This window comes from Pseudomonas sp. 2835 (assembly GCF_050435905.1).
In the GTDB taxonomy this organism is placed as follows: Bacteria; Pseudomonadota; Gammaproteobacteria; order Pseudomonadales; family Pseudomonadaceae; genus Aquipseudomonas.
This window is the reverse complement of sequence record NZ_JBNDLE010000002.1, coordinates 234,013-251,673: the sequence shown is the minus strand read 5'-3', so window position 1 is coordinate 251,673 and position 17,661 is coordinate 234,013. Positions and strand designations below refer to the sequence as shown.

24 protein-coding genes, 1 tRNA gene and 1 pseudogene are annotated in these 17,661 nt (G+C 57.5%); 20 read left to right on the top strand and 6 right to left on the bottom strand.

Annotation, left to right across the window (positions count from 1 at the left end; translation table 11 throughout):
- Positions 1–8: 8 nt before the first annotated feature.
- Positions 9–1,058 (bottom strand): tRNA preQ1(34) S-adenosylmethionine ribosyltransferase-isomerase QueA, encoded by a 1,050-nt coding sequence (gene queA / locus ABIE20_RS03235; protein ID WP_429502748.1) that lies wholly within the window; start codon positions 1,056–1,058, stop codon positions 9–11.
- Positions 1,059–1,166: 108 nt separating this feature from the next.
- On the opposite strand from queA, the gene ABIE20_RS03230 reads away from it, so the two are divergent.
- From ABIE20_RS03230 to ABIE20_RS03150, 17 genes are all read left to right on the top strand, one after another.
- A tRNA-Leu gene (locus tag ABIE20_RS03230) sits at positions 1,167–1,251 on the top strand.
- Positions 1,252–1,458: 207 nt separating this feature from the next.
- Positions 1,459–2,667: a tyrosine-type recombinase/integrase gene (locus ABIE20_RS03225; protein ID WP_429502746.1), complete on the top strand. Its 1,209-nt coding sequence runs from the start codon at positions 1,459–1,461 to the stop codon at positions 2,665–2,667.
- Complete coding sequence (locus tag ABIE20_RS03220) at positions 2,667–3,455, top strand: hypothetical protein (RefSeq protein WP_429502744.1); 789 nt, start codon at positions 2,667–2,669, stop codon at positions 3,453–3,455. Before ABIE20_RS03225 ends, ABIE20_RS03220 begins: the two co-directional genes overlap by 1 nt.
- A 109-nt stretch (positions 3,456–3,564) precedes the next feature.
- Entirely contained in the window at positions 3,565–3,789 is a 225-nt protein-coding gene (locus tag ABIE20_RS03215; protein ID WP_429502742.1) for a helix-turn-helix transcriptional regulator, read from the top strand.
- A 383-nt stretch (positions 3,790–4,172) separates the two neighbouring features.
- Positions 4,173–4,331: a hypothetical protein gene (locus ABIE20_RS03210; protein ID WP_186661797.1), complete on the top strand. Its 159-nt coding sequence runs from the start codon at positions 4,173–4,175 to the stop codon at positions 4,329–4,331.
- On the top strand, positions 4,328–4,597 hold the full coding sequence (locus tag ABIE20_RS03205; protein ID WP_186661799.1) for a hypothetical protein: 270 nt from the start codon (positions 4,328–4,330) through the stop codon (positions 4,595–4,597). The genes ABIE20_RS03210 and ABIE20_RS03205 overlap by 4 nt, the downstream gene beginning before the upstream one ends.
- Positions 4,598–4,892: 295 nt before the next feature.
- Positions 4,893–5,300, top strand: a complete 408-nt coding sequence (locus tag ABIE20_RS03200; protein ID WP_429502739.1) for a virulence-associated protein E — start codon at positions 4,893–4,895, stop codon at positions 5,298–5,300.
- Positions 5,297–6,568, top strand: a complete 1,272-nt coding sequence (locus ABIE20_RS03195; RefSeq protein ID WP_429502737.1) for an AAA family ATPase — start codon at positions 5,297–5,299, stop codon at positions 6,566–6,568. The genes ABIE20_RS03200 and ABIE20_RS03195 overlap by 4 nt, the downstream gene beginning before the upstream one ends.
- On the top strand, positions 6,568–6,861 hold the full coding sequence (locus ABIE20_RS03190) for a hypothetical protein (protein WP_429502735.1): 294 nt from the start codon (positions 6,568–6,570) through the stop codon (positions 6,859–6,861). Before ABIE20_RS03195 ends, ABIE20_RS03190 begins: the two co-directional genes overlap by 1 nt.
- Before the next feature lie 238 nt (positions 6,862–7,099).
- Positions 7,100–8,389: a tyrosine-type recombinase/integrase gene (locus tag ABIE20_RS03185; RefSeq protein WP_429502733.1), complete on the top strand. Its 1,290-nt coding sequence runs from the start codon at positions 7,100–7,102 to the stop codon at positions 8,387–8,389.
- A 3-nt stretch (positions 8,390–8,392) separates the two neighbouring features.
- On the top strand, positions 8,393–8,623 hold the full coding sequence (locus ABIE20_RS03180) for a helix-turn-helix domain-containing protein (protein WP_224372439.1): 231 nt from the start codon (positions 8,393–8,395) through the stop codon (positions 8,621–8,623).
- Between the two features lie 81 nt (positions 8,624–8,704).
- Positions 8,705–9,151 carry a hypothetical protein gene (locus ABIE20_RS03175; RefSeq protein WP_429502730.1) on the top strand — a complete coding sequence of 149 codons (447 nt, stop codon included), beginning with the start codon at positions 8,705–8,707 and terminating at the stop codon, positions 9,149–9,151.
- A gap of 6 nt (positions 9,152–9,157) precedes the next feature.
- Complete coding sequence (locus ABIE20_RS03170; RefSeq protein ID WP_429503012.1) at positions 9,158–9,865, top strand: phage major capsid protein; 708 nt, start codon at positions 9,158–9,160, stop codon at positions 9,863–9,865.
- Between the two features lie 131 nt (positions 9,866–9,996).
- Entirely contained in the window at positions 9,997–10,194 is a 198-nt protein-coding gene (locus ABIE20_RS03165; RefSeq protein ID WP_429502728.1) for a hypothetical protein, read from the top strand.
- A 258-nt stretch (positions 10,195–10,452) separates the two neighbouring features.
- Positions 10,453–10,806, top strand: a complete 354-nt coding sequence (locus ABIE20_RS03160) for a hypothetical protein (RefSeq protein WP_429502726.1) — start codon at positions 10,453–10,455, stop codon at positions 10,804–10,806.
- Between the two features lie 11 nt (positions 10,807–10,817).
- A complete protein-coding gene (locus ABIE20_RS03155) occupies positions 10,818–11,405 on the top strand; it encodes a tail assembly protein (protein WP_429502724.1) in 588 nt (195 codons plus the stop codon).
- Between the two features lie 200 nt (positions 11,406–11,605).
- Complete coding sequence (locus ABIE20_RS03150; protein WP_429502722.1) at positions 11,606–12,274, top strand: hypothetical protein; 669 nt, start codon at positions 11,606–11,608, stop codon at positions 12,272–12,274.
- Between the two features lie 48 nt (positions 12,275–12,322).
- On the opposite strand, the gene ABIE20_RS03145 is transcribed toward ABIE20_RS03150, so the two are convergent.
- Positions 12,323–13,495 carry a hypothetical protein gene (locus ABIE20_RS03145; protein ID WP_429502721.1) on the bottom strand — a complete coding sequence of 391 codons (1,173 nt, stop codon included), beginning with the start codon at positions 13,493–13,495 and terminating at the stop codon, positions 12,323–12,325.
- 493 nt (positions 13,496–13,988) lie between these two features.
- On the opposite strand from ABIE20_RS03145, the gene ABIE20_RS03140 reads away from it, so the two are divergent.
- A complete protein-coding gene (locus ABIE20_RS03140; protein WP_426428313.1) occupies positions 13,989–14,486 on the top strand; it encodes a hypothetical protein in 498 nt (165 codons plus the stop codon).
- Positions 14,487–14,653: 167 nt separating this feature from the next.
- Here the strand turns inward: ABIE20_RS03140 and ABIE20_RS03135 are convergent, their stop codons facing one another.
- Together ABIE20_RS03135 and sodC are read right to left on the bottom strand one after the other, a co-directional pair.
- Positions 14,654–14,959 carry a HigA family addiction module antitoxin gene (locus ABIE20_RS03135; protein ID WP_429503010.1) on the bottom strand — a complete coding sequence of 102 codons (306 nt, stop codon included), beginning with the start codon at positions 14,957–14,959 and terminating at the stop codon, positions 14,654–14,656.
- Between the two features lie 72 nt (positions 14,960–15,031).
- Positions 15,032–15,544 carry a superoxide dismutase [Cu-Zn] SodC gene (sodC, locus tag ABIE20_RS03130; protein ID WP_429502719.1) on the bottom strand — a complete coding sequence of 171 codons (513 nt, stop codon included), beginning with the start codon at positions 15,542–15,544 and terminating at the stop codon, positions 15,032–15,034.
- A 138-nt stretch (positions 15,545–15,682) separates the two neighbouring features.
- On the opposite strand from sodC, the gene ABIE20_RS03125 reads away from it, so the two are divergent.
- Entirely contained in the window at positions 15,683–16,159 is a 477-nt protein-coding gene (locus ABIE20_RS03125; protein WP_429502717.1) for an N-acetyltransferase family protein, read from the top strand.
- A gap of 135 nt (positions 16,160–16,294) precedes the next feature.
- Here the strand turns inward: ABIE20_RS03125 and ABIE20_RS03120 are convergent, their stop codons facing one another.
- On the bottom strand, positions 16,295–16,594 hold the full coding sequence (locus tag ABIE20_RS03120; protein WP_045196178.1) for an addiction module antidote protein: 300 nt from the start codon (positions 16,592–16,594) through the stop codon (positions 16,295–16,297).
- Position 16,595: 1 nt separating this feature from the next.
- Positions 16,596–16,772, bottom strand: a pseudogene (locus tag ABIE20_RS03115) (type II toxin-antitoxin system RelE/ParE family toxin); the annotation flags it as partial.
- Between the two features lie 222 nt (positions 16,773–16,994).
- Here ABIE20_RS03115 and ABIE20_RS03110 point away from each other — a divergent pair.
- On the top strand, positions 16,995–17,660 hold the full coding sequence (locus ABIE20_RS03110) for a hypothetical protein (protein ID WP_429502715.1): 666 nt from the start codon (positions 16,995–16,997) through the stop codon (positions 17,658–17,660).
- The last annotated feature ends 1 nt before the right edge of the window (position 17,661 follow it).

The following is a 17,661-nucleotide window of genomic DNA, read 5'->3' as shown; positions in this document are numbered from 1 at the left end:
GGTGCGACTCATGCTTGATCCTCGGGGCCGCGTGGCGCCGGATTGCGGGTGATGAACATGGCATCACCGTAACTGAAGAAGCGGTACCCGTTTTCGACCGCCGCCGCGTAGGCAGCCATGGTCTCGGGGTAACCGGCGAAGGCCGAAACCAGCATCAGCAGCGTGGATTCAGGCAAATGGAAGTTGGTCACCAGGGCATCGACCACATGAAACGGCCGGCCCGGGAAGATAAAGATGTCGGTATCGCCGCTGAACGCCTTGAGCTCGCCATCGCGGGCGGCGCTTTCCAGCGAGCGCACGCTGGTGGTGCCCACGGCAACCACCCGACCGCCACGGGCACGGCAGGCGGCCACCGCGTCGACCACATCCTGGCCGACCTCCAGCCACTCTTTATGCATGTGGTGGTCTTCGATGCGCTCGACCCGCACCGGCTGGAAAGTGCCAGCCCCCACGTGCAGAGTGACAAAGGCGGTTTCCACGCCCTTGGCGGCGATCTTGGCCAGCAGCTCTTCATCGAAGTGCAGGCCGGCGGTGGGCGCGGCCACGGCGCCGGCGCGCTCGGCGTACACCGTCTGGTAGCGCTCGCGGTCGGCGCCTTCATCCGGACGGTCGATGTACGGCGGCAGCGGCATGTGGCCTACACGATCAAGTAGCGGCAGCACCTCTTCGGCGAAACGCAGCTCGAACAGCGCGTCGTGACGAGCGACCATCTCGGCTTCGCCACCGCCATCGATGAGAATCTGCGCACCAGCCTTGGGCGCCTTGCTCGAACGCACGTGGGCCAGTACCCGGTGGCTGTCGAGCACGCGCTCGACGAGGATCTCCAGCTTGCCGCCGCTGACCTTCTGGCCGAACAGACGCGCCGGAATCACCCGGGTATTGTTGAACACCATCAGATCGCCCGGGCGCAGATGCTCGAGCAGGTCAGTGAACTGGCGATGCGCCAGTGCCCCGCTCGGCCCGTCCAGGGTCAACAGCCGGCTGCTATGGCGCTGCGCCAGCGGATGGCGAGCGATCAGGGAATCAGGAAGCTCAAAGAAGAAATCGGCGACGCGCATGATGGTGTTCGGTTCGACAGGGCCGGAAAGTTTAGCCGAAACCGTGAAAATTGACCATGAAAGCTGATTGACCAACGGTAGGCGCCTCTCTATACTTCGCCGCCACAAGCCCTGATGGCGGAATTGGTAGACGCGGCGGATTCAAAATCCGTTTTCGAAAGGAGTGGGAGTTCGAGTCTCCCTCGGGGCACCATCACATAGTTCCAAGCGGTCCCTACCAGACCCGGAACACCAGAGAAACCGGCCACTGAGCCGGTTTTTTTGTGCCCATCGTTCCCAGCGATTCCCTTGTAAGCCCCAAAGTATGTGAGTAGATTTGTGAGTAGGACGAGTTCGGTCCAGAATCCTACTCACACACCGACCGCAATCCAACGCGGTTCGGCACTGCAAGGGAATAGCCGTGGCGCTCACAGATACCGCCATCCGCACCGCCAAACCCCGCGACAAGCTCTATCGCCTCGCTGACGCCCAAGGCCTTTGCCTTGAAGTTACGACCGCTGGCGGGAAGCAATGGCGCCTTCGCTACCGATTCGAGGGCAAGGCCAAGATGCTGGGCCTGGGCGCCTATCCCGCTGTGACACTTGCCCAGGCACGCGAGCGCCGGGATGCCGCGCGAAAATTGCTGGCCCAGGACATAGACCCAAGCGCACATAAACAGCAGGAAAAGGCCGCTGCTGCTGCCCTGGTGCTGACGTTCGAAGTTCTGGCGCGGGAATGGTACGACTACAACCAGCCACGATGGGCGCCAGCCACCGCATCGAAAGCGCTGCAGTATCTGGAGTCGGACATATTCCCGGTGATTGGCAAACGGCCCGCTGCTGAGGTGCAACGCCCTGAGCTGGTCGACCTGGTGCGCAAGATCGAGCGGCGCGAGGCATTTAACGTCGCCCGTAAGGTTCGCCAGTGGCTGAGCCAGATATTTCGTTTCGGCTTGGCCAAGGGCGTGGTACCCGGCAACCCCGCCACCGATCTGGACGTGGTAGCCGCGCACGCCCCGCGCACTCGCCACCATCCGCACGTATCAGAAGGCGAACTGCCCGAGCTGCTGGAGAAACTGGACGCGGCCCAGTGCGATATCACCAGCAAGATCGCCATTCGCCTGCTACTGCTGACAGCAGTGCGACCCGGTGAGCTGCGGCTGGCACCCTGGGACGAGTTCGACCTGGAGTCAGCTACCTGGACGATCCCTGCAGCACGGATGAAGGCACGGCGCCCTCACATCGTCCCGCTCCCACGTCAGGCCGTGGTTCTGCTGCGTGCCCTGCATGAGCTGACCGGCTCCTATCCCCTCGCCTTCCCTGGCCGCAATGATCGGTCCAGGCCAATGAGCGAGAACACGGTGAATAAGGCGCTCTCCACTATGGGTTACGAGGGGCGTCAGACTGGCCACGGCTTCCGCCATATGCTGAGTACCAGCCTCAACACCCGGGGCTACAACCGCGACTGGATCGAGCGACAACTGGCACACGGCGATCAAGACTCAATCCGCGACACGTACAACCATGCGCACTATCTGGAGCAGCGAAGGGAAATGATGCAGAACTGGGCAGATGAGATTGACGCGCTGTGCGCTGGCGCGAACATAGTATCTATTCGGAGCGCTTCCTGATGAGCAAACTCAGTAAGTTTAAAAGACTTATCTCCATTACGGAGGCCGCAGATCTACTTTCTAGACTGATAGATCAAAAGGTTAGCGTAGATGACATCAGAGACCTAGTACTAGAAGGTTGTCTTCACGCCAACATACCATGCTCAGCAGAACTATTCAGAGTAGATTTTTTCTACAACAGCGATGACGCTGAAATGCCCAATCTAACACTCAGCACATCTTTGGGGGAAAAATTTGGTGAGTGCTCATATATCGACGCACCATTATTCAACTTAGCTATAGGCAATGAGGGCTCCTCCTATATTTTAGTGGATGAAGCTTTGAATTTCTACGCGCTCCGAAGCACCGAAACCGGCGAACTCATAAGCGACGACAGAGCAACAGGGCCTCAACTAGACGACGCAAGATTCTACCCCAAAGAAATTTATGACCTAGCTGCGAATGCTAATAATGACTCTTGGAGTGAGCCGGTAGAACATAAGCCTCTCGAAAATTTAGGTGGCAACTATCCTAACCGCCTATACAACATGCCTTTAACCCCCAGCGACAAGTTTCTACTACCCTCTACTCTACCTATGCACAAGCCAGAATCACCATCTTCAATACTGGCTCTTGGGGCGATAATTGAAGTAGTTACAAGTACAGAATCCAAAAACCGTAATCAATCCTCACTAATAGAAGAAATACTTGATGGGTATGATCTTCGCGGTTTGAGCAAAAGCAATCTTGAGAAAATGTTCTCGCAGGCCAACCGCAAGCTGATCGAAGCAAGGGCAGCGAAAGACTGACTGCAATTGCAACTGCAAAACTGATTTTTGCAGTTGCAGTGACTCTCCGATCACCACCCGCCAGCATTGCCATCGTCGATTACCGAAACCGCCCAAGGAGGCGCAGACGATGGCCACCCCTGCCAATACCACCCTACCCGCTCGCCGCTTCATCAAGCGCCAAGACGTTGAGTCGATCACCGGCCTGTCCTGCACCGAGATTTACCGCCGTATCGCCAATGGCGCTTTCCCCAAGCAAGTCACGCTCGGCCCGAAGTGCGTCGTGTGGATCGAGGCCGAGATTCACACCTGGTGCGATGAGCAGATCGCAGCCAGCCGTGGCGAGGTGGCGTGATGACCTACCCCGCCTTCACTGATGCCCTTTCTCCTTACTCGTGCCCAAATTTCTCACTCGTGCCCACGCACAGGGATGGGCACGAGTGGGAAAAATGGGCACGAGTAAGACTTGCACCCATCCAACGCTCGCTGTATCGTCCGGTTGTCGCTGCAAATTCAGCGACCGGGTTTGGCGACCCGTACAAATCAAGGCGCATAAGCGCCCCAACTGAATCTGGCGCTTTTTTTGTGCCCAGCATTCGGCTTTATGGTGGCTGTGCGCGGGAGACCTTCGGGTCTGCCGGGTTCCTTGATTCCCGGTTCGCCAACCTGCGTACAGCTGCCACCCTAAATCGTTTGGCGACGATCCGTGGCAGCTCCCCAAATCAAGGAGCTACAACCATGACCGCCCTCATTCCGTCCAAAATCCGCGCCCTTGCCCACCGAAAGATGGCCCTCAGCGCCCTTCGCGCAAACTCGTCCCTGTCCGTCCGTTTGAAGCGCTACAACCATCACATGGATCAAGCTCGCGCCCTGGAAGCCCAAGGAGGTGAGCAATGATCCGTGGTCCGAAGCAGACAGTGCTGGAGCCGGCCGTTCTCGCCGATTTCGAATGCCATCACCAAAACCAGGCTAGGGAGGCGTTCAAAAAGCTCGAATGTATCCTTACGGCGATGATTATCCCGGCTCTTGGTCAGCAGCATCCGATCTCGAAAGACCTTTACGCGCAACTCGATAACGTCAAACTCGGCTCGCAGAACTTTTGCTGGCGGCACCGGTATGTCGGCTATAGCTACAGCGCGAACGAAGTCGGGGGTGTGCAATGAGCTGCTGGAACGATCTCCTACCACGCCACGAAGCGCTAAAGAACATGACTCCCGGTCAGCTTAAAGCGACAGAGCAGGCGACTGAAACCTGTGTGTCGGTACTCGCGCATGGGATATCAGGCATAGGCCATTTGTTGGCTTGTACAGCGTCCAACGGTGAAACCGGCCTTAGCCCTGTGGCGGTAACCGATATAGGCTGGCTCCTAGAGAGCCTAGGCAGTCTAGTCAGCAACTTGTCCGACACTGGCGCTGCCGCGACTCTCCATTTGTCCGAAGTCAAACCCGGAGCATAACCATGAACATCCAAAACGGTGCACATGCGCCGACGGGCTCGGCTTGCCTGGATAAAGTGCTTAACCGATTAGACAAAGTTAAGTCTGCTGGCGCCAACAAGTGGAAAGCATGCTGCCCCGCACACAATGACAAGCATCCCAGTTTGGCAATTAGCGAAACTTCAGACGGTGTCGTCTTGCTCAAATGCTGGGCCGGATGCACAACAAAAGAAATTGTCTCGGCAATTGGTCTGGACTTGCGAGACTTGTTTCCCAGCGATAAACAACCGCGGCGAGGCCCAAGTAAGGCGGCGATTGAACATGAGCGCATGGTTTATCGGATCGGCCACCCTCTCCAGCGACAAGGGAAGTTGGAGGGTGACGACCTGGCGCGCTTCAACCTTGCCAAGCTGCGCCTGGGGGTCAAATGACTACAGATCGCTTTGCACAAGAATGGACTGAGCCTCTGAGCCCCATCAATCGTGAAAACGTAACTCCCTTATGGCGCGTCAATGCGGTTAAGGCGTCGACAATCAAGGCCGTTCCCATCCGCTGGCTGTGGCCTGGCTGGCTGGCCAAAGGAAAGCTGCACATCCTCGCCGGCGCTGGCGGCACCGGGAAGACCACGCTGCTGATCGGTCTAATCGCCACCCTCACCACTGGTGGACGCTGGCCAGATGGCAGCCCCTGTAGCGAGCCGGGTAATGCACTCATCTGGTCGAGTGAGGATGATCCAGCCGATACGCTGATCCCCCGCTTGACCGCGGCTGGCGCTGACATGAGCCGCGTCTACATCATCCAGGGGCTCACGAACGCCAGGGGCGACGCCGATCCATTCGACCCAGCTAACGACATTGTCCGTTTGCGTGAAACGGCCAGCGAGATTGGCGGTGTGTCGCTTCTCATGCTCGACCCCATCGTCAGCGCGGTGAAGGGTGACATGCACAAAGCCAATGACGTGCGTCGGGCGCTGCAAGGTGTGGTGGACTTCGCCGAGCAGAACCATTGCGCCGTAGTGGGAATCTCCCACTTCGCCAAGGGTGGCGCTGGCTCGTCGCCTGCTGATCGAGTTATTGGCTCGCAAGCGTTCTCGGCACTGGCGCGCACAGTACTGGTAGCTGCCAAGCAGGAAAACTCCGACCAACGCGTGCTGGCGCGAGCGAAGTCGAACATAGGCGCTGACGAGGGAGGTGTCTCCTACACCATCGAGCCATGTGACATCGGAGATGGGATCGAAGCCACTCGCGTGGTGTGGGGCGCAGCCATCGAAGGTAGTGCCCGGGAGATCTTGGGAGAAGCGGAGGCATCCAGTGATGAGGAGTCACAAGACCTAGATGATCCCAGCGACTGCCTATACCGAATCTTAAAGGACAACCCACTCGAAAGTAATGAAGCAAAAGCCCTGATGAGGCGCAATGGATACACCGAAAAACAGATCCGCCGAGCCAGGGAAAAGCTGTCTGTTGTCACCGCCAGAACCGGCAACAAAAAGGACGTGAAGTCGTTCTGGTCATTACCCCAAGCGGGTGGCTCATTCGCGCCCTTTCAACCACTCGTGCCCTCAGAATCCTACTCGTGCCCATCCTCTGGCGTGGGCACGAGTAAGGAAAATGGGCACGAGTGGGAGAATCAGCAGGAAGATCCGCTGCCGGTTGGCGCGTCGCTTCCATCGCTGGATGATGACGCGGAGGACCTGTGATGGCCGCGCTCGACTACCTGCTGGAACGTGGATTTTCCGCAAAGAAGCAAGGTATGCGGGTGCGGATCTCCCCCGCCTCAAAGCTGACCGACGATGTGCGCAAGTACGTCAAAGCTAACCGGCTGACGCTGCTGGCGGAACTGGCCGCGAATGACGGTCTGGAACGCCGCTGCAACTGGACGGTGCTGGTGCCTGGGTGCCGACCGTTCACCATGATCAGTGAGCCGATCACCCGCGACGAAGCGCTGGCCGACGTCCGTTTGCGCTGGCCAGGTGCGGAGGTGGGACCGTGACGAGGCTCAGTGAACACCTGGCGAGCGCTCGACGAGGTGGGCGGGAATTCGCGCTTTGGCAAAATACGGGATTTTCCCACTGTACCGGATCGCCCGACCACGTTCGCCACTGTGTAGGAAACGCCACGGTGTGTTGCTTTCTACACAGTGGCGCCCTGAGCCGAATCGGCTCATTTGGTCCGATTCGGATCACCTCGCCAGGTTCGGTGAAACGACACCCTCAGTTTGAGGAGCAAGCATGACTACTAAACACGTCACATTCACTGACGCAGAGATCCGCAAGCAGGCGGGCCAGCCGGTGCGCCAGTTGCGTGACCCGCGTTACCCCGAGCTGCGATTTCGGTACTCCACCGTCGACCGTACCCGGGGCGCCTGGCACGTTGTTGTCAGGGGGAAATGGGGCAAGGCCGGTGACTTCCCCAGCTTGACCACCAAAGCCATGCTGACCGCGCTTCCGGCCATCCTGGGGCGCCGTGCCGCAGACGTCGAGGCCACCTCGCTGACGAGCACCTGGAGCCGTACCGGTGAGCTGCTGGACTGGTATCTGGATCGCATGCTGCGCGACCGCAACTTGTCGGCCAAGCGCAAGGCCGGTGCGAAATCGGCCATCACCTGCCACCTGGTGCCGCGGCTGCATGACTTGCCGCTGGCCGAGGTGAGTAAGGCCACGCTCGACCAACGGCTGATGTGGCCACTGCAGGAGCGCTATGCCCTGTCGTTCGTGCGCCTGGTGTTCAACGTGCTGGCAGTGGCCATGCGCAAGGCCCACCGGCTCGGGATGATCGAGCAGAACCCCATGGGCTCGCTGCGCTTCGGGGATTTCGTTGCAGTGCGGATCAAGCCGAAGTCGTCACGACTGCGGGAGCGAGGCTTGCCCGATCTGTTGGCCAAGCTGGCAGGCTGGAGCGAGGCGCGGCCCGGTGACGCCCTGCTGGCGCTGATGATGCTGTGCCACGGCACCCGCTTGGGCGAGACACGTAACGCGCTGTGGCGCAACGTCGATCTGCAGGCGGGCCAGTGGTTCATCCCCGCCGACGACACCAAGACCAAGCAGAACCACACCCTGCCACTCACCCGCCAGGCCTGTGCGCTGTTGAGCCGCTATCAGGCCCAGCAGGCCGCCCAGGGCTACCAAGGCGCCTACCTGTTCCCGGCCAGCCGGCGTGGGCCACTGGGTGCCACGGCAGCGAGCCAGGTGTTTGCCGAACTGAGCGACCGCCAGTGGACCAGCCACGACGTGCGCAAGGTCGCCCGCACCTGCTGGATGGACTTGGGCGTGGATTACCTGGTGGGCGAGATGCTGGTGAACCACGCCCTACGCAACATGGACGCGACCTACATTCACACCACCGCCGAAGCGCTAAAGCGCCAAGCCCTCGAACGCTGGCACGACCATTTAGACGGGCTCGGGTTGAGCGCACTCACAGGCGAGACATACCCGAGATACGCAATTTCACAGAATCCGACACAGGCCACAGATTACGCGGCCTCTAGCGAAATTCAGGATGCATCACAGAGGAGCATGTAAATCATGGTCAACGTTGAACAGGACGTTACCCAGCGGTTGGCCCAGGCCGGCATCACCCCGCTGATTGGTGGCCTGGTGCCTGAGCCGGCCACGGCAGACCTGCTGGGATATGCCCCCAGCTACCTGCGCCGCCTGGCTGCTGAGGGTCGTTCGCCACTGCCATTCATACGCCGGGGCAACCGTAGGTTCTACAAAATCGCCGACATAGTGCGCTTTGCGACGGATACCGACTGAGGACGTCGAAGTTAACCGCTGACCGGGGTGTGCGTGCGCGCATAGGGTAGAGGACATCAACTCAACACCCCGGAGAATCCTATGCCAGACCCGTATCAGCAGGACGTCAGCCAGCTGAACCAAGCCATCACCAAGATCGGTGCGCAGATCACCGAGTTCAAAGAGGGCGTCAACACCAAGCAGGCCGAGCTCAACGCCCGCTTGCTGGAAACCGAGCAGAAGCTCGCCTCTGGCCGCCACGGCAGCGCAGCCCCAAGCGGCGGCACTGATCGCAACGTCGTCACTGCTAGCGTTCTCGAAGCAGACGGCGTAGGCGAAATGCGCAATGGTCGCCAGAAGTCCACCGGGCAAATCAATTGCGAGGTGGGCATCCGCGCGGCGATCACCAACCCGAACAAGGGCGGTGCCGATTCCACCAGCTATCCAACCGCACCACAGCGTGACGGTGCTGGCATCCGTGGCATTCCCCAGCCGCGCCTCACCTTGCTCGACGTGCTGCCAGTCATCCCGGTGACCAGCGCCACCTAGGAGTTCATCCGCCTCGATGGCTACCTTAATGGTGCGGCCTACCAGAAGAAAGAAGGCGACGAGAAGGCCGAGGGTGAAGTGGCGGGTAAGCCGGTGCGCGCCGAGATCGCCACCATCGCCACCTGGATTCCAGCAAGCCTGCAGGTGCTTCAGGACAATGACCAGCTCAGTGGCCAAGTGGATCTGCTGCTGGGCGTGGGGGTGCGTCAGAAGCTGGAGGCTGAACTGATCACCGGCGCTGGCGGCGATGGCGAGATCCTCGGCTTTAACGCCCAGGCCACTGCCGCAGGGATCACCACCGGCCAGCCAGTTGACCGCATCGGCGCCGCGCTCACTGACCTCAAGGCCGAAGGCTGGAATCCGAACGTTATCGTGATGAACCCACGTGACTGGTTCGCCATCGAGAGCGAGCGGGCCGAGGATGGTGATGGCCAGTATGTGATAGGCACGCCACGCGATCCCGCGCCGCCTAGCCTGTGGGGTACACCTGTTGTGGTCACCAACGGCATGCCGCAGGGCAAAGCGCTGATCCTCGACACCACCACCGCCGCGCTGCTGGACCGTCAGCAGGTAACTGTCGAGGCCAGCCGCCACGACGGTGACAACTTCCGCCGCAACCTGGTGACCATTCTGGCCGAGCTGCGCGCCGGCCTGGCGGTGTTCGCTCCTACCGCCACTCGCCTGGTGACGCTGACCGGTGCGCCGACTCCGTAAGCGCAAGCGTGGGTTAGCTGTGAGTGCCACGTAACCCATAACCGCAGCAGCCAGAGCCCTGCCTTTTCCTTGTGGGGTGATCTGGCACTGGCCCGCACTCGCGGGCCTTTTCATTCACACCGGAGAAGACCATGAGCCATCCCCAACTATCCAAGCCCATTCAACGAGCGCTCAACCAGATCGCTCACAGCCGTGCCCTGCTGCGCCAGATGGAAGAGCGTGAGCGGTTGAGCAAAGAGATCGATCGCCTGTTGGCCAGCGGCCTGAGCGCAGCAGAAGCGCTGGAGCAGATTCGGTCGGCGCCGCCTTACAAAGCGCCGGACTACTGAGGGGGGGCGGGTCGAAAGTCTGGAAGGTCCGCTGACCTAGACCGCCTCCGACCCCACGCACAGATTTTTTCCTGCTTTAACAAAAAATGTTAATCCGACGTTAACACCATGCCGAAAGTGCATGGGGCTGGAAGCCCCGGAAACAGCGGCGTAGAGGCCAGCCAAGCGCCTCAAGGAGTGTTAATTGAGTTAACACCTTTAACCTCGAAAAGTTAACGTTTTCACACTGACGCGTTAACACCCGGAGACGACCAATCTATGAGCGCCTATCAAGATCGTTTCACAGCGGCATGTATGAGCACAGACTTTGAAGGGCACCCAACAATGGTGGCTGGCTACAAGGTCTGGAACGTGAGCGACATTGTGAAGGGGGGACGTCAAGACTTCGACGGCCCTTACTTCACTGAGGAAGAGGCCCGGATAGCGACAGAGCTTTGGCAAGCAACACCAGAGCGCAAGTGCGCCCGTGCGGAAGTGACCTTCCACTGTGCGGCCTGGAACCCTGATCCACGACGCGAGAAGGCCATCCGAGAGGATGCGATGGCCGCCCGGATGATCCTTGCCGAGTTGATCGGCGTCGAAATCCCCAAACCAGGCGCCGCAGGTGCATAGGAGAAATCACGATGGCCGCAGTCGTTCGTAGTGCCCCAGAAATGACCACTGTGTACTTGTCAGGGCCGCTGATTCGGAAGTTCTTCCGCAAGAAAGATTATTTGTTGGATGGCCGGAACACCTGGGAGGTGTTCCGTGCCTTAAAGGCAACGTTGAAAGGGTTTGAGCAGGAGATTAAGCGCCTTGAGGCGCTCGGCATGCGGTTCGCGATTTTCAGGAACCGGAAGAACGTTGGGGCGGAGGAGTTTGCCCGCTGCGGGGCTAAAGAGGTGCGTATCATCCCTGTCATTCAAGGGAGCAAGCGGGCCGGTCTACTGCAGATAATCGTCGGCGCAGTCTTGATTGTCATGACTCCGCTAACGGGCGGCGCGACCACAGGCCCTGGCATTGCTTTGGTAGCGGGCGGCGTCCTCCAGATGCTCAGTCCCCAAGCAACGGGCCTGTCCCAAAGCGCCGCACCTGAGAACCTGCCGTCGTATGCCTTCGGCAGCGCCAAGAACACCACCGCCAGCGGAAACCTTGTCCCAATCTGCATCGGTCATCGCCGCTGGGGTGGGGCGATCATCTCGGCATCAATCGTGGCTCAGGACAAGGCTTAAAGTGAGCCAGGGTCACGTTACATACCCGTAATTCGGGGTATGGGGGGACTCAGTTTTGAGGACACCCCATAGCCCGGGTCAGACGAGTGAACTGTCAGAGTTTTGCTGCGACGGATTTCTAATATGCCACGTTTCTGGAAGACTAGGATCTCGCCGTTGTCATGGCATACTGCCCTATCTCCTCAAGGACGCTTGGAAACATGGATATTGACACGTTTTCCCAATGCCTCAGTTATATTCAAAGCACATCCACTAAGTCATCGATGGACAAGTATCTTCCTTTAGTAGGTACAGTGATCGGTGCCGGATTAGCGTTTGGCCTAAATTTTTTTTCAACATCCCGAAAAGAGGCCAAGACGAAAATAAAGAAAAAAGACTGTTGCGAAGAAGATTGTCATGAATTAATGAATATCTGTCACCAGTCTATAGCAAGCTTGATGGAGCATTGCGAACCCTTGGCAACCAAAAAAAGGCCGACGGGGCACAACCTAATTTCTGCGGTGAGCTTGCCTTTGCTGGATAAATATTATGCAGAAATTGCGCACTCCTTCAGCGTTGATCAGCGCTATTGGATAAAGCTGGTATTTCGATATGTCGAAACCATTAACAAGGGTTTGAATAAGCTCCTCGAGGCAGAGGACGAAACCTCTCTCTATCGAATATCAGTTGAGTTAATAAACTTGCAGTCCACTATGCTTGAGACTTATAAGCTGTGTTACTGCATACTTGGCGACAAGAAGTATGAATTTTCTGAAAACGAGGAGGCGTTAGTTGAGCTTGGAATTCCTGCTGATAGGATTGGTTGGCTGAAAATGCTTCAAGAAAATGCAGACAGCGGCAATGCTAAGCTGGGGATACCAAATAACTAGCTATAAAAACATCCAGCGGTGCGATAGAGATGCGCCGCTGGGCAAGTATTATTCTTTGATTTCAGCTGAATGGTAAGTGCGGAAGTCCGCAATCGACTCCGGGATCAACACCCCAAGTCGACCAGTCGCGGAGTTAAAACCGAGATGAGAAATAGTCATGAGGTGCCGAATTTCAGCGGCCACGTTGCTATCCAAGTGCCCAATTATATATTCGATGAATGTTTCTACTGTTTTATGGTCACTGTGAACTGTGGCAAATCGGACCGAGTTCATAGACGCGCCTATCGAAACGCTCCATATGTCATCATACTCTATAAATAGCGGGGTTTTATCTTGAAAATAAATATCACCAATAGATAGTTTATTAACCTCAACGTTTCCATGGAGTAGGTCGTTGCGGTCATTCATGAGTGTATGAAACTGCTTGCACTCAGTTGCGGTGTAGTCGATTGGCTTTTGAAAGCCCAAGCAGTTTAAGTGCAATGATTGCACGCGTATATCGATTGCCTGCCTAACAGTAGAATTAAACAGTCTCTCATTGCTTTTAATTTCTGGCTTGGCTAATAAAAAAATGAGGAAATTTATAAAGGACTCAGCCAGGACGGGAAGCATCGCTCTTAGACCAAAAACCAGTCCAACGCCAGCACTGTATCTTGCGCTTAAGGCTAGCCATCGATCACGGAATTCATTTGACTCATCTAAGGTTTTCGGGCTGGCAAATCTGTCTGCCGATGGATTTAGGTTTAGAGCGTCTAGCTGTCTAAAACTTTCACCAACTGCTCGGCGAATTCTGTGGTGCGGGTTTACAAATTGCGTCCATTTTTCAAGCGACTTCTTAAAGATACTCATATCTTTGCCATGATTAACAAAGTCGGCCTTTATCTGCTGGATAAACATTTCAAGGGACAGTCCTCTGTCTTTGTAGTCGCCCATTAAATGGACTTCAGTTCTAAAATTCATTCCCATCACAGTTATCAGACCGTGCTCATTAGCAAACGTCCAGTCCCAATGAATAAGGTTGTCTGAGTCGTTGCTTTTTAAAAGCGTTTGAACTCCGTTCGGCTTCCCATACTTTGCATGTAGGTAACAATACAGATCTACAGGTTTAATCTCGTTGGTGAATTCCCATATCATCCCATTTTTAGGCAATAGGCCACCGGTGATGATCTTGGTTATGCAAGAGGTTGGAACTAATTCGAGGTTAATAAAGTATTGGTGCATTGCGCTCTCGCCTTTCGAGTCAGCTCCTCAATATGCCGACAGATTGGCACAAAAAAGGTCTGACAGGGAGCCTCTGACAAGGCTTGCGTGGCCGTCGTCTATTTGAGAATTACCGCCATACCATCGGGAAGCACACACCGGAGCGCGGGCACTTTTTGACGCCCCATCGTCACGACTGATTCCTAGCAATGTCTGCGGAGTGGCCAGCGGGACCTTGGCCCCTGCCCCTTGCACCAGGATACGCTCTGGTTGCTAAGGTCGCCGGGTGATTTCGGGGAAACGGGGAAGGAATGGGAAAGCTGCAGTCGAAAAACGCAAATGGCTTACGCTGGTTAGGCGTAAGCCATTGATTCTGTTGGTTGGCCCACACGGACTCGAACCGTGGACCAAAGGATGATGAGACGGGCGATCGCAGCGCCAACATGTAGAAATTTTCCCATTACCAGAAACGCATGATATACGTCGCGATCCGCCAACCAATGAAGATGAGCCTATGCCCAGCCTACCCTTGCCCAGCGTCGCGGTAATCGAAAGCGCTGATAGCTACCTCGATTCCGCCTTGATTCTGACACGAGAGTCGCGGACGAACCTTGAGCTGTTCCGACCAGCCTGCGTGTTAGCAGCGCTGGCCATTGAAATCTACCTGAAGGCATTCACCGCAAAGGATCAGAGCGTTGCAATAGCGGAGATGAACGGCATCACGATCTACGGGGGTGCGCTGGGCACAGCTCATGGACACCCTCTCACCAAAATCTTTAACAACAAAATTTCAGCGGACTGGCGCAAGGAAATTTTGGACCAGTCAGCGGCTATGAACGACGGGGTCGATTTGGTGGCTGGGTTGGCCGAGTACGACGAATTCTTTACCACCGCCCGCTACGGCCATGAAGCCGATACAGTTGGAGTCCTGCGCAGCGATTTGATTGACCTGGCGGTGCACGTCCGCGACTGCTGCAAGGCGCTTCAGCCTACCGCTGTTCAAATGGATTAGAGGCCTTTCACTCACAGCAAATTGTGAGTAGGAAAGTGAGTAGCCGATAACGGAAAATCCAGAACGATCAGTAATCTCAGGGGTTGAAGGCTAGTCTTCGAGTCTCCCTCGGGCACCAAACGCAAAAAGAAACCGACCCTAGGGTCGGTTTTTTTGTGCCCGGCAATTCAAGCACAAGCCACCAGGCGCTGCACTTGCCGGTGGATCTCATCGCCGTGATTCAACTCGGCCGTGCGCAGGTCAAACGCCGTCTGCAGGTTGAGCCAGAGCTCCGGCGTGGTATCCAGGCAAGTGGCGAGGCGCAATGCCATGTCTGCCGAAACGCCGCGACGCCGAGAAAGAACCGCATTTATCGCAGAGGCAGACACGCCCAACGCGCGAGCCAAAGCGGCGACACTAACACCCATCTCACTCTGAAAATCTTCGCGCAGGACTTCCCCTGGGTGTACCGGACGCATGGCGTTTTTGCAGATCATGATGCACCTCAGTGAAAGTCCGTTATTGCAACACGTGCAGGCCTAGCGCATTGCGCAGTGGATAGCCCCTTATTGCACCACCCCACACGCAATCCGCGCCCCACCACCACCCAACACCTGCGGGTGATCGCTGTGGTTATCGCCGCCGCCATGCACCATCAGCGCATGGCCCTTGAACTCGTCGGCCTTCAGGCGCGGGGCCAGGACCGGGTAGCGGGCGGTGCCGTCGGCGCTGACATACAGGGCGGGCAAGTCGCCCTTGTGCCCGGCATCGTCGTACGGGCCCAGGTGTTTTTTACTCTGTTGCGGGTCCCAATGCCCGCCCGCAGCACCTGCCGGGGTGGCCTTGCCGTCGGCGGTGGCCGGTGCGCAGGAGGGGTTTTCGTGCAGGTGAAAGCCGTGTACGCCCGGCGGCAAGTCGCGCAGGTCAGGCGTGAGCAAAGTGCCGTACTTGTTCTGCTCAAGGGTAATGGTACCGACCGGTTTGGCGCTGCCGTCGGCGCCCACCAGGGCCATTTCCACGGTCTGGGCCTGGGCCAGGCCCGCTGTTGCCAGAGCGGCAGTGAACAGAAGTGCTTTCATGATGTTGCTCCTTGTGGGTCGATGCAGCCGAAGGGCACCTTATCAAGGTGGACCCTGGCGCAGCGTGGGGATTCCATTACCAGCTTTGTCGAAGTGTGTAGGATCACCGTTCCCCTCATTTGCTGATCGAGTCGCGCCATGCAACTGACCCACCGCCCCGTCCAGCCCCAGGACATCGCTGCCATCTGCTGCTTCCCCCAAGGCCCGGACGAGCTGTTCTACATGTTCCCCAAAGCTACGTACCCGCTGACACCCGCGCAATTGAGCGAGGCCATCGCCCAGCGCAGCGGCTCCACTGTGGTCGAGGGCGACGGTACGCTGGTGGCCTTTGCCAACTTCTACAAGGCCGAGCATGGCGGCATGTGCGCCCTCGGCAACGTGGTGGTGACTCCCGCCGCGCGCGGTCATGGCGTGGCGCGTTTTCTGGTGCAGAGCATGATCGAGCTGGCACGCAACCAGTTCGAGGCCCGCGAGGTGCAGGTGTCGTGTTTCAACAGCAACACCGCCGGGCTGCTGCTGTATCCACAGCTGGGCTTTAAACCTTTTGCCATCGAGGAGCGCCAGGGCCCCGGCAATACCCGGGTGGCGCTGGTGCAGATGAAGCAGGCGCTGTAGCCGATCGAGCACCAGATTCAGATGGATGCGATTTGTGAAACCATTGAAAGAAATCTGGAGTCGATGCAGCGAGATGCGCAGCGTGGGGAGCTGGTTGGCGAATCTGCCCACTAACCCGAGTGGAGTACGAGCGGCTCAGAGCCTCGAGGAAGTGTGAGGATGAGCCAGAAGATCAATCCCTAACGCTCGAATGACCTTCAGTACAGTATCAAAACGAGGCTTCGCACCCGGGGTTAATGCCTTGTACAGACTCTCGCGCCCCAACCCACTTGCGCTTGCAATCTGACTCATGCCGCGCGCCTTGGCGATATGGCCAAGGGCACGTATCAGTTCGTCATGATCTCCATCCGCCAGAACTTGGGAAAGGTACTCGCTGATAGCTTCATCACTATCGAGCAAGGCTGCCATATCAAAGGTGGTGAGTGACAAGCTCATATCAGATTTCCTTGGCCAACTTCCTGGCTAGTTGGATATCAGCAGATTGAGATGACTTGTCACCCCCTGCCAACAAAACAATGACCATCCCGTCCCGAACCGTGAAGTACACCCGACAACCCGCGCCCACATCGATGCGCATCTCGGAAACCTGGCCACCGACGGACTTCACATCCCCGGGCATGCAGGTGCCTGAAGATCGCACAATGACACTAAGAAAAAGGTTGCTGGGTACTGCTGCTTCGCTGTTTCGCGTAGTCCATTTCTCAAGCACAATCCCTCGTATGTGCCAGGGCCACTGATTACGAGCGCTCCCTAAGAACGCACCAACCAAAACCCAGTGATGATTTCCCCGGCGCGGCCGTTATCCTCATGGTAAGCACCTGCCCATGAGGTAACGATGTTTCAACAATGGAGCGAAATGCTGCAGCTCTACAAACGCAGCCGTCCGAACTATTGGCACGCCATCCGCAACAATCCGCTGGCCCCGCACCTGTTGCCGACCTGGCTGGTGGTGCTGGCAACCATCCTGGTGGTCGGCGCGTCCTTTAGCGTGCAACAGCACCCGCTGGGCCCGGTCACGGTCATGCTCAGCACCAGCCTGTGCATGTGGGCGCTGTTGCTGGCCCGCGAGTACTTTGTCGCCGAGCAGTTCAAAAGCCTGTATCAACGCCACGCCATTGCCAGCCAGCCGCTGCTGCAGCGCGACAGCTACCTGCGCTACGCGCACTTCCTGCAGATGCTTGAGCAGAACGCTATCAATGCGGACCAGGCTGGCGAGATTGCGGCGTTTGCGAAGATCTCCGAGAACCCGCCCAAGTCGTTGAACCTGACCCAGAACGCGATGTTCGTGGCGATCATGACCTTCCTCGCCACCATCGCCGCCGAGAAGGCCAAGCTGACTGAGCTGTGGGCGTTCGGCAAAGGCAACCTGGTGATCCTGCTGACCTTCGCCGTGTTGCTGGTGCTGTGGTTCGGCCTGATCGTGGTGCGCGATCACCTGCATTTCAAGCAGCGGATCATCCGCTACCTGGAATGGGCCAGTCATGATCTGCCCAAACCCTGAG

What these genes read in the sequence shown, in the direction of transcription:
- ABIE20_RS03220 (WP_429502744.1), top strand. Translation starts at nt 2,667, where the DNA reads ATGAGCAAACTCAGTAAGTTTAAAAGACTTATCTCCATTACGGAGGCC.
- ABIE20_RS03190 (WP_429502735.1), top strand. Translation starts at nt 6,568, where the DNA reads ATGGCCGCGCTCGACTACCTGCTGGAACGTGGATTTTCCGCAAAGAAG.
- ABIE20_RS03205 (WP_186661799.1), top strand. Translation starts at nt 4,328, where the DNA reads ATGATCCGTGGTCCGAAGCAGACAGTGCTGGAGCCGGCCGTTCTCGCC.
- ABIE20_RS03140 (WP_426428313.1), top strand. Translation starts at nt 13,989, where the DNA reads ATGCCCAGCCTACCCTTGCCCAGCGTCGCGGTAATCGAAAGCGCTGAT.
- ABIE20_RS03195 (WP_429502737.1), top strand. Translation starts at nt 5,297, where the DNA reads ATGACTACAGATCGCTTTGCACAAGAATGGACTGAGCCTCTGAGCCCC.
- sodC (WP_429502719.1), bottom strand. Translation starts at nt 15,544, where the DNA reads ATGAAAGCACTTCTGTTCACTGCCGCTCTGGCAACAGCGGGCCTGGCC.
- ABIE20_RS03180 (WP_224372439.1), top strand. Translation starts at nt 8,393, where the DNA reads ATGGTCAACGTTGAACAGGACGTTACCCAGCGGTTGGCCCAGGCCGGC.
- ABIE20_RS03125 (WP_429502717.1), top strand. Translation starts at nt 15,683, where the DNA reads ATGCAACTGACCCACCGCCCCGTCCAGCCCCAGGACATCGCTGCCATC.
- ABIE20_RS03110 (WP_429502715.1), top strand. Translation starts at nt 16,995, where the DNA reads ATGTTTCAACAATGGAGCGAAATGCTGCAGCTCTACAAACGCAGCCGT.
- ABIE20_RS03165 (WP_429502728.1), top strand. Translation starts at nt 9,997, where the DNA reads ATGAGCCATCCCCAACTATCCAAGCCCATTCAACGAGCGCTCAACCAG.
- ABIE20_RS03160 (WP_429502726.1), top strand. Translation starts at nt 10,453, where the DNA reads ATGAGCGCCTATCAAGATCGTTTCACAGCGGCATGTATGAGCACAGAC.
- ABIE20_RS03150 (WP_429502722.1), top strand. Translation starts at nt 11,606, where the DNA reads ATGGATATTGACACGTTTTCCCAATGCCTCAGTTATATTCAAAGCACA.
- ABIE20_RS03155 (WP_429502724.1), top strand. Translation starts at nt 10,818, where the DNA reads ATGGCCGCAGTCGTTCGTAGTGCCCCAGAAATGACCACTGTGTACTTG.
- ABIE20_RS03120 (WP_045196178.1), bottom strand. Translation starts at nt 16,594, where the DNA reads ATGAGCTTGTCACTCACCACCTTTGATATGGCAGCCTTGCTCGATAGT.
- ABIE20_RS03185 (WP_429502733.1), top strand. Translation starts at nt 7,100, where the DNA reads ATGACTACTAAACACGTCACATTCACTGACGCAGAGATCCGCAAGCAG.
- ABIE20_RS03175 (WP_429502730.1), top strand. Translation starts at nt 8,705, where the DNA reads ATGCCAGACCCGTATCAGCAGGACGTCAGCCAGCTGAACCAAGCCATC.
- ABIE20_RS03215 (WP_429502742.1), top strand. Translation starts at nt 3,565, where the DNA reads ATGGCCACCCCTGCCAATACCACCCTACCCGCTCGCCGCTTCATCAAG.
- queA (WP_429502748.1), bottom strand. Translation starts at nt 1,058, where the DNA reads ATGCGCGTCGCCGATTTCTTCTTTGAGCTTCCTGATTCCCTGATCGCT.
- ABIE20_RS03210 (WP_186661797.1), top strand. Translation starts at nt 4,173, where the DNA reads ATGACCGCCCTCATTCCGTCCAAAATCCGCGCCCTTGCCCACCGAAAG.
- ABIE20_RS03145 (WP_429502721.1), bottom strand. Translation starts at nt 13,495, where the DNA reads ATGCACCAATACTTTATTAACCTCGAATTAGTTCCAACCTCTTGCATA.
- ABIE20_RS03200 (WP_429502739.1), top strand. Translation starts at nt 4,893, where the DNA reads ATGAACATCCAAAACGGTGCACATGCGCCGACGGGCTCGGCTTGCCTG.